10 protein-coding genes and 1 pseudogene are annotated in these 13017 nt (G+C 35.6%); 3 read left to right on the top strand and 8 right to left on the bottom strand.

Annotated elements, in window-relative coordinates; genetic code table 11:
* The coding region (locus QZZ51_RS13790; protein WP_291870649.1) for a DUF4254 domain-containing protein at positions 1-489 on the top strand (489 nt) is incomplete at its 5' end.
* Positions 490-505: 16 nt separating this feature from the next.
* Positions 506-1552 (top strand): glycosyltransferase family 9 protein, encoded by a 1047-nt coding sequence (locus QZZ51_RS13785; protein ID WP_291870647.1) that lies wholly within the window; start codon positions 506-508, stop codon positions 1550-1552.
* Between the two features lie 3 nt (positions 1553-1555).
* On the opposite strand, the gene QZZ51_RS13780 is transcribed toward QZZ51_RS13785, so the two are convergent.
* From QZZ51_RS13780 to QZZ51_RS13745, 8 genes and pseudogenes are all read right to left on the bottom strand, one after another.
* Positions 1556-2173, bottom strand: a complete 618-nt coding sequence (locus tag QZZ51_RS13780) for a TetR/AcrR family transcriptional regulator (RefSeq protein WP_291870645.1) — start codon at positions 2171-2173, stop codon at positions 1556-1558.
* Between the two features lie 368 nt (positions 2174-2541).
* Positions 2542-3597: an arsenosugar biosynthesis radical SAM (seleno)protein ArsS gene (gene arsS / locus QZZ51_RS13775; protein ID WP_291870643.1), complete on the bottom strand. Its 1056-nt coding sequence runs from the start codon at positions 3595-3597 to the stop codon at positions 2542-2544.
* Between the two features lie 139 nt (positions 3598-3736).
* On the bottom strand, positions 3737-4072 hold the full coding sequence (locus QZZ51_RS13770; RefSeq protein WP_291870651.1) for an arsenosugar biosynthesis-associated peroxidase-like protein: 336 nt from the start codon (positions 4070-4072) through the stop codon (positions 3737-3739).
* A 273-nt stretch (positions 4073-4345) separates the two neighbouring features.
* Positions 4346-4906 (bottom strand): annotated as a pseudogene (locus tag QZZ51_RS13765) (metallophosphoesterase family protein); the annotation flags it as partial.
* Between the two features lie 26 nt (positions 4907-4932).
* Entirely contained in the window at positions 4933-6321 is a 1389-nt protein-coding gene (locus tag QZZ51_RS13760) for a sodium:solute symporter (protein ID WP_291870642.1), read from the bottom strand.
* Between the two features lie 61 nt (positions 6322-6382).
* A complete protein-coding gene (locus tag QZZ51_RS13755) occupies positions 6383-7834 on the bottom strand; it encodes a SusD/RagB family nutrient-binding outer membrane lipoprotein (RefSeq protein ID WP_291870640.1) in 1452 nt (483 codons plus the stop codon).
* A 10-nt stretch (positions 7835-7844) separates the two neighbouring features.
* Positions 7845-11048, bottom strand: coding sequence for a SusC/RagA family TonB-linked outer membrane protein (locus QZZ51_RS13750; RefSeq protein WP_291870638.1), 3204 nt, complete (start codon positions 11046-11048; stop codon positions 7845-7847).
* 57 nt (positions 11049-11105) lie between these two features.
* Complete coding sequence (locus tag QZZ51_RS13745; RefSeq protein ID WP_291870636.1) at positions 11106-11804, bottom strand: DUF2064 domain-containing protein; 699 nt, start codon at positions 11802-11804, stop codon at positions 11106-11108.
* 317 nt (positions 11805-12121) lie between these two features.
* On the opposite strand from QZZ51_RS13745, the gene QZZ51_RS13740 reads away from it, so the two are divergent.
* Complete coding sequence (locus tag QZZ51_RS13740) at positions 12122-12913, top strand: patatin-like phospholipase family protein (protein ID WP_291870634.1); 792 nt, start codon at positions 12122-12124, stop codon at positions 12911-12913.
* Positions 12914-13017 lie beyond the last annotated feature (104 nt).

Here is a 13017-nt window from a genome sequence, read left to right as displayed (position 1 = left end):
CTTTTGTATAGAAAAAATTGGATAGATACCGTACAATGGCATTACGAAGATATTATTCGTGACCCGCAAATTGACCCAGTGGCAGCCCTAAAATTAAAACGTAAGATAGATGCTAGTAATCAAGATAGAACAGACTTGGTGGAGTATATAGACAGTTATTTTTTAAATAAATACCAAAAGGTACAAATTAAAGAAAACGCAACAATAAACACAGAAAGCCCAGCTTGGGCAATAGATCGCCTTTCTATTTTGGCTTTAAAAGTCTATCATATGCAAGAGGAAGTTGATCGTACAGATGCTTCTCCAGATCACTTAGCTAAGTGTACTGCCAAATTAAATATTCTATTAGAACAGAAAAGTGACCTTACCACTGCTATAGATCAGTTGATTGGGGATATCGAAAGTGGAAAAAAGTATATGAAAGTGTATAAGCAGATGAAGATGTATAATGATGACGAATTAAATCCTGTTTTAAGAGGACATAAGTAATAGAATATATTGGCACGTGAGTACAAAGAAACACATTCTTGTTATACGATTATCTGCTATGGGCGATGTCGCTATGACGGTTCCCGTACTCTCTACACTATTAAAGCAAAATCCTAATATTAAAATTACGGTTCTTACTAGGGCTTTTTTTAAGCCGATGTTTACCCAGTTGACAAATGTAGATGTTTTTGAGGCTGACATTAGAGGGAGACATAAAGGAGTACTAGGATTGTGGAAATTATATAAAGAATTGAAGCAAACCGGTATTACAGAAGTTGCCGATTTACATAACGTTTTACGAAGTACTATTTTAAAAACGTATTTTTCTTTTGGTTCTATTCCTTTTGTCCAGATAGATAAGGGTAGAAAAGAGAAAAAGGAATTAACGAAACTTGCTCCAAAAACAATAAGGCCATTACAAACAACTCATGAACGTTACGCAGATGTGTTTAGAAAGCTGGGCTGTACTGTTAACTTATCTAAAAAATCTGTTTTAGGAAAAGAAAAATTGCCAGAGAAAGTACTTAAATTAGTAGGCAGTCATCCTAATAAATGGATTGGTATTGCACCATTTGCTGCCTTTTCGGGTAAAATGTATCCATTAGAATTAATGGAGAAAGTGTTAGAAGAAATTAATAGGCAAACCTCGCATACTGTGTTGCTATTTGGCGGAGGAGAAGAAGAAATAGAACAATTGCAGGAGTGGCAAACTAAATATCCAACGTGCACTAATATCGCAGGAATCCTGCCTTTTAAAGAGGAACTAACGCTTATCTCTAATTTAGACGTTATGGTCGCTATGGATAGTGGTAATGCACATTTGGCGGCATTATATGGAGTTCCCACAATAACACTATGGGGAGTTACCCATCCTTATGCAGGTTTTGCTCCCTTTGGACAGGGAATAAACAATTGCCTATTGTCTGATAATAAACAATACCCTTTCATACCAACCTCTGTTTATGGAAATAAATTTCCTGTAGGGTATGAAAAGGTAATGCATACTATTGCGCCAACGGACGTAACGCAAAAGATATTTGAGTTGTTAGTTAAAACCGAGTAACGTTTATGCGTTTACTTGTTTTTGTTCAATACTTCTAAAGTATTGCTTTAATTGGCTCATAAAACGATATTTACGAGCACTTGGAGTAGATTCTACCATTAATGTTCTAATGCCAATATAAGAGCTCATAAGGTAAACAGCAACGGCCTCACAATCTATATGTCTATCTATAAAACCATTAAATTTTCCTTTTTGTAAGGTAGTCACTATGTTTACCTCCCAAATTTTTAGGATATCTTGTAAATGCTTCATTATTCTGGGATTTTTTCCATTAAACTCCCCCATAAAATTACTTAATGCAAAACCAAAGTCCATTTCGTTATGTACTGCAGTCTCTAATGCATTTTCAAAACAATTGGTGATTTTTTCTAGTGGATTATCATGACTCTCCATTGGTTCTATAAGCATACTGTATACTTTACGAACTAATAAATTTTCAATAATTTGTATAAAAAAATCTTCTTTAGATTCAAAATGGTAGTAAAAAGCCCCTTTAGATAGAGAAAGCTCTTTTAATATATCGTCTACACTAGTATTGTAGTACCCTTTAGTATAAAATAACTCTAATCCGGTTACTTGCATTCTTTGCATGGTAGCCATGCGCTTTAGACTTGTACTCATAAGATTTGGGTTTTGGGTTAAACAGACCGCTAAGTCTCTATACAAAGAACCGCTACATCTTATTTTCTTTTAAGAATAAAAGACATACGGGTTAAAAAATTCGCTCAAAGGTTAAACCTTCGATGAACTACTTATTTTTTTACAAAACAAACCGACTAGCCGGTTCGTTTATTGGTTTAAGAAACCCGATTATGTGCTATTATAAACGACTAATGTTTTTGTTTTTTGCGTGAGGGATAGGAGTGAAAAGCCCGCAACGATTTTGGGAGTGAGGACTTGTAGCGGATAGCCCGACCTTTTGGGCACGCCATAGTTAGAGAAAACAACCTTACTTGTAATACTGTACAGGAAAGGTTGTGGTATTTATTTTAGGCTACAGTTCCTTGACAGCTGCTTCCTGCTCCGGCAGTACACCCATAGCAGTGCTGTGAGACGATAATGTTTCTATCTTGTAGTAGGTCCTCGTTATAATCTTTTATGTGTTTTACTTTACTTGCCACTTTAAGGTCTAGCATTTGGTTAAAGTCGCAATCATATAGCCAACCATCCCAACTGATAGAAATAGTATTGGTGCACATTACATTGGCAACAGCGGATGGATTGTAAGCTTCTACAAGAGCATACATATAATCTTCATAGTTACCAGAAGCTATTAAGTAATCTAAAAAGCGGGCTATAGGCAAATTAGTAATAGCGAAGAGGTTATGAAAATCAATATTAAAATCTTCTTTTAAAGCTTTTTTAAAATCGGCTTCTAACGCCATTTGGTCTCCAGGTAAAAAAGCGCCAGAAGGGTTGTAGACCAAATCTAATCGTAAATCACTGTCTGGCATACCATAACCGCGATTATTTAATTCTTGTAATGCTTTTATAGACTTATCGAAAACACCATTGCCACGCTGTTTGTCTGTTTTACCACGAGTATAGTGTGGCATGGAAGAAATAACATGTACGTTGTGTTTTTTAAAGAAGTCTGGTAAATCGTAATACTTCTTGTTTGCACGAATAATGGTTAAGTTAGAGCGTACTATAAAATCTTTAATGCCTGCTTTGGCAGCTTCTTCTACAAACCAGCGAAAATCAGGATTCATTTCTGGAGCACCACCAGTTAAGTCTAAGGTATGTGCACCTGTATTTTTTATAACCTCTAAACACTGTTGCATGGTTGTACGTGTCATAATTTCTTTACGGTCTGGTCCTGCATCTACATGGCAATGCTCGCAGACTTGGTTACACATATAGCCAACGTTTATCTGAAGAATCTCTAATTTTTTTGGTCGCAAAGGGAAATGACCAATTTTTGCAATTTTATCTTTAAAAAAGGGAAGTTCTCCATCTGCAAAAATGCCGCCATTTAAAATTTCTAATTGCTTGTTTGCTACCGCTAGCTCTTCGCCTTTTGCTTGTAATGATTTTGTTGCCATCTTTAATTTAGTTGATGGTTGTTTGTTGTTCGTTCCTGGTTTAAAAAATGCTAGTAACGTACTACTTTACAACAGTTAATATGGATTGGGTTTCATGGTCGTTTATAGATGCATAAACTAACAAAAGTTCTCTTCTAATTTACATAGATAATTTATCGTGCTTATTCATCATTTGTACGCCATGTACTAAAACAGCACCACTTTTAATAGCAGCGCCAACGTGCACGGCTTCCATCATTTCTTCTTTGGTAATTCCTCTTTGTAAACCATCTTTAGTATAGGCGTCAATACAATAAGGGCACTTTTCTGTATGCGATACCGCTAAGGCGATTAAAGATTTTTCGCGTGCGCTTAAGGCTCCTTCTTCAAAGACTTTACCGTAATAATCAAAGAATTTAGACCCTAATTCTTCACTCCATTCTGTAATTTTACCAAATTTTCTTAAGTCTTTTGGGTTGTAATATGAATCTGCCATTTTTTTAGGTTTTTGTGTTTTTATAGTTTGATGTTCTTTTGCGTTTAGATTAAAATTATACGGTATGCCTTGAAGTTCTTGTTCTTTAGAGGGTAAAATATCCATATTATCCCAAATACCGCTAACTAAAGTATTCGCGTACTCTATAGGTAAATAATTTGCCTTCATTAAAGAAAAAGCCTTGTTGTAATCGTACTCTAAATACTGATGGGTATACTTTAGTTTTTCTTCTATATTTTCTAATATGGTATACCAGACTCTTGGAGTTCCGTCATTTGCTGGCATGCCGATTACACCAGGGTTTAGCCATAATGTGTCCTCTATAGTAGTATGAAAGGGTAGCCCGCAATGGCCCGCCAGAATTACACTAGAATCTAGCGCTTTGAGGCTTTGTAATTTGATGTTTTCTGGGGTTGATGCAAAGATAAATTCTGAAGTGGCGTCATAAGATCCATGGACAACACTTATTTTTTTACTGGCATAGGTAAAAGAAATATGATGCGGCAAAGTTGCCAACCATTCTATGGACTTTGGAGACAATCTACTTTGCGCATAAGGATACCATAATTTAGAAAAGTTATCGCAACGGCTATCTTGCGTAAAATCGCAACCGCAATCTTCTGCTCCTTCCACCAATTGCAATTCTACATTGCCGGCGATGCTTTGTGCTCCCCAATCTCTGAATAATTGGACTGTTTCTTCTGGCTGCGCGCAGTAACCAATAATATCGCCTGTGCAAATACAATTTTCTGGAGCAATACCTTCTTTTTCGGATACGCCCTTTAGAGCCTGCAAAGCCTGTAGATTACTGTAAACGCCACCAAAAATCAGCATTTTACCAGATAGATTTCCAAGGGGTGTTATTTTTTGAGACATGTGGGTACAAAATAAAGGATTAAACAACATAAAATGCCCCAAAAATTAATCCAGAGTAAATCAGCATATTTTCCGGTTGTGAAAATTAATTGTTGGGGGAATAATTTAAAAAGTAATAAGAATCCAAAAAGGATTCCTGTGAAAACGCTTAAATGAAAACTTAAGGGAGGAGCTTTTTTATGCCAAAATATAAATACCGGAGTTAACCCAATTACCATAGTTCCGCTTATGGTAGTCGCAGATAGTATTTCGGCATCTAAGAAAACAGGAATAGTTCCTAAAATTGCAATAACGACCATAGACCATCTTCCAAATTTTAAAGTGTTTCCTAGATGTAAGTCTATCGCTAAAAGTTTAGAAAAAGAAGAAAAAGTAGAATCTAGTGTGGATGCTGCTGAGGTTATCATTATAAAATTAATTGCTAATAATATAACAAGCCCAAAGGCTTTGCTAACTTCTACTGCTGCCTGCCCTTGCATATCATTCGACTGAGCGTAAACCCCAATTATACTAAAAAGTATAATACATGTAGCACCTATTATACTTGCCCATAAGAAGCTTTTTAGTGTAATTTTGGGGCTGCTGATAAATCCTCTATCGGTAAGTACGGGGTCGTGAAAAGGATAACTTAAAGATTGTAATAATGCTGCGAATAACAAATTCAATCCCATATCCAAAGACCAAGTTCCCGAGGATATTACTTCTGTAGTCGTAAAAGAAGTATCCGAACTAAATATGGTTCCAAGGATGATAATAAGTAATATAGAAAATAGACCCATTTGAATTACGTCTGTAAAAATAGAACTACTCATTCCGCCTTTTATAACATAGGATAGAGTAAGTACGGTAAATACTAAAATGGACCAATAGTAAGCACTAGTACCCATATCTCCAAAATAGGAGCCTATAACCATAGTATTGCTCCAAACTTCATTAAATAAACGTATGGCTATTAGAATAGAAAAAACAGCTACAGCGCCTTTACCAAATTTTGTGGTTAAGAATTGGTGTATACTGGTATAGTTTCCCTTGGTTCTCATTTTGTAAATAACAATTCCGGCAACGGCAAAAGAGACATAATAGGCAGCATAGGCGACACCACCAACTAAACCAAAAGCTAAACCTAGATTAGCAGCATTGGTAATGCTTTTGGCAAATATCCAAGAAATAATTAAACTACCCATTAGCATAAAGGTGTTGGGTGTTTTTTTGCGTTGGACGGCCTTAAAAAACTGATTGGTATTTTTAGCTAATGGCGACAAGAGGAATAACAGCAAACTCGATATTATTACTAATCCCCATTGCCAGAGTAAAATCTGCCCAGACCCTGAAGGGGAAGTTTCTATTAGTGCTATTATACCAGTGTATACCATTGTTATTTAATCTCTTTTTTATCTTAAAACTTTTAGAGTTCCCCCTTTCGGGCTTAGGAGATTAGTTTTCATCCCACCAAACTTTTACGTTGATGCTATTCCCATCTGTATTTTCAGCAGCGGTAGAATAATTGCTACTATTTAAAGCCTCTTCTTCTGCAGGGTAGGGCATGCGAACCGGAAGGAGATTGTTATTTAAACTTGCTGATATTGTTTTTAGTTGCGGATAGCCAGTTCTTCGGTATTCCACCCAACCTTCATAACCATTAATCATATTAGCAATCCATTTTTGGGTTACAATTTGTTCTATAGGATTTTCTCCGTTGGCACCATAAGCTGCGGTAGTGGTAATATAATCTGTAGGGAGTTCTGTATTCCAATACGCAAAAGCTTCGGTTATACCTGTTTCATATAATTGTTTTGCGTCTGCGGTAATTAAGCCTTTTTCGGCTGCCTCTGCTAAAAGAAATTTGGTTTCCCAGCTGGTCATAAAATTGGCATCTAAAACCCCTGTGTTTTCTCTAAAAATAGTTCCTGCCAAAGAGTAATCTGCTAATGCAATAGAAGTTTGCGAGGCATCAATACCATTTAGTAAACCGTTATATTCTTGAGAGGTGCTGTTGTTAAAAGGTCTAAACAAAGTCTCTATTCTTGGGTCATTTAAATCGGCTAGAATTTCATCCATAGTTTTAGAGAGAACAAAGTTATTAAAGTCTCCTATTCGTAATCTGGCTAATCTAAAGTTATTTGGTTCGCCATCTGTAAAATCGAATTTTGCGTTTTGGGTATAGTCAGCTATAAAATTATTTTCGGTATATAAATTTTGTAGTTGCGCTGCGACATCTTCTTTATCGGATATACGCATTAGGAATTTGAATTGTAGAGACTTTGCAAAACGCAACCAGGCATTTAATTCACCGTTGAAAAGAATGTCTCCTTCTAAAGGAATAGAACCGGTATAATTTTCTATAGCCGTTATTCCTTTTTCCAAATTATCTAGTATGCCATTTTCATTAAGATAAATGCTTTCTTGATTATCGTAAACGGGAGTTACTATTCCTTCTTTTCCTTGAAAAGCTTCCGAATAAGGCACATCACCAAAAATATCGGTAAGTGCCCCAGTCATGTATGCTTTAAGAATTCTCGATGGGCCCTCATAAACCGCAAAGGTTTCATTCTTTAAAGCAAGGTTTAGTATTTGTTCATTGTCTCTAAGATTGGTATACAATATAGGCCAAGGGTTACCGCCAAGTTGTGGGGACTTTAAATCGTGGCGATCAAAGAGGTTAAAATCTAATGCGGTAGTATATTGCCCTAATAAATTACCAGCGGTGAAACCTTCAAAAGACATTTGCTCCCCGTAATCGTAGATAACTTGGCGTAATAATAAACTTGGTTGTACACTTACGGGTGCATTAGGATTAGTATTTATTTCTTTAAAATCTTTGGTGCAAGAAAAAGCAATTGCAATACTGCAAAGTGCTATAAGTAATTTATATTTTTTATATATCATAGGTAGTATCTTAAAAATTAAACCCTGCTTTTATTCCAAAACTTCTGGTAGTTGCGTAAGACATGTCTTCTACGCCACTAATAAACCCTTGCCCTTGAACGGCCAGTTGTTCAGGGTCAAAGTGCGGGTTTTCCGTAATTGCAAAAAGATTTTTTCCGATTAAGGAAATACGTAAAGTTGCATCGTTTTTACATACTTTTAAATGGTTAAAAGTATAGCCTAAAGAAACCTGTCGAAGTTTTAAAAAGAATGCATCGTATATGTTGTTTTCCTCGTGGTTACGATCATAAAACTGGCGATAATAACTCTCTGCGCTTACGGCCGTAGTATTCGGTTGGTATTGTGGGTTATCGGTTGTTCCTATATTTACGACTCCGTCTGCAATTATACCGCCTTCTGGTCTAAAAGAAGTTTCTGCCAATTGGCCACCAACGTTTCCTAAGGCTCGTGTTCTAGACACTATAATGCCGCCTTGTCTCCAATCGAACAAAAAGCCTAAATCCCATTTTTTGTATTGGAATTGGTTATTAAACCCTAAAGTAAAATCGGGATTGTAATTACCGAGTTTTTGTAAATTATTATTAGGAATATAACGTCCTTCATTGGTAAGGATAAAATCGCCATTTTTATTTTTTAAATAACCAGTACCATATAAATCACCAATACGCCCACCTTCTTCTGCTTGTAAAAATACCGTTTGGTTTTGACTATTGTAAATTCTAGAGTACGCCAATGTTAATCGGCCTTCTTCTTGTGGTAAGCTTTCTACTGTAGCTCTATTTCTGCTAAAATTAAAAGTGGTATTCCATTTAAAATCGGGAGTAAGAATCGGAGTAGCACTTAGTATAACTTCTACGCCTTTAGAGCGTACTTTTCCTCCGTTAACTACCTGTTGTGTATAACCAGAGGAGACACCAATAGGCAAGGAGATAATTTGGTCTTTAGTAACGGCATTGTAGTATGAAATATCGAAATTTAACCGGTCTTTAAAAAATCTAATATCTGCTCCTATTTCAAAAGAAGAGGTTTGTTCTGGTTTAAGATTTGCATTGGCAATTGTATTTTGATTACTGAAAGTGGGTTGCCCGTTAAATGGAGTTTGCGATACAAATGCGCCTGTAGTTTGGTAAGGGTTTGTGTCATTACCAACTTGTGCCCAACTAGCTCTTAATTTAGCAAAGGATACCTCTTTAGGTAAATCTATCAGTTCCGAGAGCACAAAACTGCTCGATACAGAAGGATAAAAGAAAGAGGTGTTATCTACAGAGAAGGGTGTAGCAAGTGCGCTAGACCAATCGTTTCTACCCGTAATATCTACAAAGAGAAAGTTCTTATATCCGAATTTAGCTAAACTATAGAAGCTATTAATTCTTTTTTCGGATGCAAACTCGAACACTTCAATAGGAGATGCTGCATTCGATAGTTTAAATATACTAGGTTGTGCTAAACTTGTAGTTTGCGATTGCGATGTGGATGCTTTTTGGTCCATTCGGTTACCTCCAACAGAAATATCAACCTTAAAATCACCAAAAGTATTCTTGTAATTAAGTAAAAAGTCAGTATTAATTTCTCTAAAGAAAACATGGTGTTCTGCATAAGCACCATTACTAAAACGGTTAGAGCTGTAAGCACGTTTTAGTTGCCTTAATTCATTAGAATAATCCATTCCTGTTCGTATGGTAGCGCTTAGATTATCCGTGATATCATACTTAGCCGAAAGGTTTCCAAATACACGGCCTCTATTAAAAGAATTGGTGTTCTCTTTTAGGATGAAATAGGGGTTGTCGAAAAAAGTGTAGTTAAAAGAATATTGTTGTGTTCCTTCTAAACCGGGCTGCCAATAGTTTTTTAGGTTATTAATATTTAGAGAACGAGGACCCCAAGCCACTAAGGAGTAATTTACATTTTCGGAGCCGTAACCACTAGAAGGACGATTATCACTACTAGAATTTACATAACTAATAGAAGAATTAATATGTAATTTTTCTGTGGGTTGAAACCCTAAACGAGTAGCTATAGTCTGGCGGTCTAAATTTACACCAGGAATAATAGATTCGCTACGTAAATCGGTAAAAGAGAGTCTTAAATTTCCTTTATCAAAATTAGAAGCAATTGCTAGATTATTGATAGTCGTAGTTCCTGTTTCATAAAAATCTTTAAGATTATTGGGATTAGAATTAAAAGGTGTTGCCGTAATAGGTAATCCATTATAAAGAGAAGTATCACCACCTCTTACGATAGTTCCATTTGCTAGAGTCACGGGGCTATCAAACTGTGCTATTAAATTTCCTGTATCTAATTGTGGCCCCCAACTATAGGTAATATTGTCATTGGTTCCACCGCCTAATCCATTGCCATACGCAAATTGTCCAGAATTCCCTTGTCCATATTCATTTTGAAAATCGGGTAAACGAAAAGCAGAGTCCACAAAAAAACTTGTATTATAACTTATACCTAAGCCTTTGCTTTTGGCGCCACTTTTGGTTTGTATTAATATAACTCCATTGGATGCTCGCGTACCGTATAAAGCAGCGGCACTAGGGCCTTTTAAAACAGAAACTTCTTCGATATCATCAGGGTTTACTTCCATAGCTCCGTTTCCAAAATCTATTTCTTGAAAACCTGCAGCGGCTTCATTGGAGAAGTTAAAGACAGAATTGTTATTAATAGGAACACCATCTACCACAAAAAGTGGGTTGTTGTTAGAGAAAGATGCTTCCCCTCTAATGGTTATTTTAGAAGAAGAACCAACTCCCGTTGCACCTTGGTTAATAGTTACTCCAGCTAATTTTCCACTTAGATTATCTAAAAAATTGGCAGATTTAACCTCGGTTACGCCTTTAGCATTTAAGCTTTGTACGGCATATCCTAATTCTTTGGTTTCTCTTTTAAAACCAAGAGCAGTTAGTACAACCTCATCAAGCTGTTGGGAAGTTTCTATAAGGGTGGCATCAATAATTAAATTATAGTGGATAGGAATTGTTTGATTGTCATACCCTAATACAGAAAATTGTAAAGCTCCTTGTAAATTAGGGACTAGTATAGCATAATTGCCATTGGTATCTGTTGGTGCTCCTTTGGAAGTTCCTAAAAGGGTGATATTTACATTTGGTATTGGGTCGCCAAAAGAATTGGTAACCGTACCAGAAATGGTTTGTTGTGAAAAACCTAATGCGCCTATAAAAAGCGTAATAGAAAGTATAGTATACTTCATAAAATGTATAAAGATGGATAGTATTAAGCCTGTAAAAGGCTATTAAATAAATAGTTATTAAGAAAAGAGGAAGAGAGGAGAACCTTTATTGAAGTAAATTTCTATGGAGCTATTATTAGTTTTTAAAGAAACATAGCTTGTAATTACCTTTTTCTGAATTTTTATTAATTCTGCAAAGAGGTCATTAATTCTAGAAGTATGGGTTGTGTAAAGAGAGCCAATAGTAAAAACATCCTTGTCAATATCAATGTCTCTAAGAACTTTTAATCTAAGAACTTGGATACTATTTTGGGTAGCCCATGAATATACTTGCTTTTGTAATTGGGAGGTTTGCCAAGCTAGATTTTTGAAAAAATTGAGATGGAATTGGGTTTTATGAAATCCCATTAAGTAAAAACCACCATCTGTAGATGCTCCAAGAACAGATTTCTTAGCAGTAATGTTATTTGCAGCTGCGACTAAATTTTTGGTGCTTAAATGTGGTGTATCATTACCAATGGTAATAACCTGCTCATACCCCAAACTAAATACGGATTGTACCGCATTTGTAAAACGTTCTCCAAAAGAATTTCCTTTTTGTTCGTGTTCGGTAAAATGAAAATATGGGAGGCCAGATTTTTTAATCGTCCGTAGTGTTTTTTGAGTAAGGCTCTGGAACAAGAGACCACCATTGTGTATCTTTTTATGCTTTAATTCTTCCTCGGAAGAATGTGCAAAAAAGACAATCGCAGTATGCTTGGGTTTACTAATTTCCATTTTCTTAATCCTTCCGTAAAATTACATAAATAAAGATACTTTTACTTTGGTCGATTGCTTCTTTTTTTCATTACAGAATTGGAGTTCTTTAATTTTATAGAAGGGAACAAAAAAGAGGAAACAAACTACCGAGTTGGTTTTGCTTAAAAGAGTTCGAGGCCACTTTTTTTTTAATACCGTTGTTATTCCTTGTTTTTTGGATGATTAGCTCTGTTACATTTAATTTGCATTTTTAGTTTTAGAAAAACAAACTACAAAGTCTGTTCGTTTACAAAGTAAAAGAGGTAATTTTAGAGTTGAATAAGATATAGATATAAATGAATACGATTAGTATCGACTCTAAAAATATTGGATTAGTATTATCTGGTGGTGGCGTACGTGGTATGGCACATATTGGTGTTATTAAAGCTATGAATGCATTTGGAATAGAAGCAAATGTAGTATCTGGAAGTAGCGCTGGTGCTTTGGTTGGTGCATTGTATGCAAGCGGAAAGAGTACCGATGAAATGTTAGCATTTTTTAAAGAAACCCCCATTTTTAAGTACAACTTTTTAACCATGGCTAAGGCCGGAATTATAGATACCGATAAATACATTGAAATTTTTAAAGGGTATTTTCCGGAAGATTCTTTTGCGGCATTATCTAAAGAATTGCATTTGGTTGCTACGGATTTACAAAAAGGGGAAGAAGTATTTTTTTCTTCAGGAGAGTTAATAAAACCATTACTTGCATCTGCAGCTTTACCACCTGTTTTTAGTCCGGTAGAATTGAATGGAACGCTATATGCAGATGGAGGAATTATGAATAATTTCCCCATAGAACCAGTACAAAAAGTAGCAAATTTTATTATTGGAAGTAATGTTTCCGTGGTCAGTAACCTAGAAAAGAAAGAGCTTACAAGTTCTGTTAAACTAGCAGCTAGAGTGACCAATTTAATGATTTATGCATCTTCCAAACAAAAACTAAAATCTTGTAATCTCGTTGTAGAACCTATTGCATTAGAAAAGATTGGAGTGCTAGACAAAAGGGGAATGCAAAAAGCATTCGAAATAGGCTATGAACAGGCATCTCTAGAATTAGAAAATTATTTAAAAAGTAAATTGGTTTAAATACTGTTTTTAAACATCATCAAAATCAATCTTTAAAGTAGGTGTCGTTGGGTGTGCTTGGCAAGCAAGAATTAATCCTTCTTCAATTTCGCCATCTGTTAAAA

Source organism: Maribacter sp. (genome assembly GCF_016744255.1).
GTDB lineage: Bacteria > Bacteroidota > Bacteroidia > Flavobacteriales > Flavobacteriaceae > Maribacter_B.
The sequence above is the reverse complement of the archived record's forward strand: the minus strand, read 5'-3'. Positions and strand labels throughout refer to the sequence as shown.

Bases quoted from the DNA above. Each gene is read 5' to 3' on its own strand.
- QZZ51_RS13770 (WP_291870651.1), bottom strand. From the start codon at position 4,072: ATGGCAGATTCATATTACAACCCAAAAGACTTAAGAAAATTTGGTAAA.
- QZZ51_RS13750 (WP_291870638.1), bottom strand. From the start codon at position 11,048: ATGAAGTATACTATACTTTCTATTACGCTTTTTATAGGCGCATTAGGT.
- QZZ51_RS13740 (WP_291870634.1), top strand. From the start codon at position 12,122: ATGAATACGATTAGTATCGACTCTAAAAATATTGGATTAGTATTATCT.
- arsS (WP_291870643.1), bottom strand. From the start codon at position 3,597: ATGGCAACAAAATCATTACAAGCAAAAGGCGAAGAGCTAGCGGTAGCA.
- QZZ51_RS13745 (WP_291870636.1), bottom strand. From the start codon at position 11,804: ATGGAAATTAGTAAACCCAAGCATACTGCGATTGTCTTTTTTGCACAT.
- QZZ51_RS13780 (WP_291870645.1), bottom strand. From the start codon at position 2,173: ATGAGTACAAGTCTAAAGCGCATGGCTACCATGCAAAGAATGCAAGTA.
- QZZ51_RS13760 (WP_291870642.1), bottom strand. From the start codon at position 6,321: ATGGTATACACTGGTATAATAGCACTAATAGAAACTTCCCCTTCAGGG.
- QZZ51_RS13755 (WP_291870640.1), bottom strand. From the start codon at position 7,834: ATGATATATAAAAAATATAAATTACTTATAGCACTTTGCAGTATTGCA.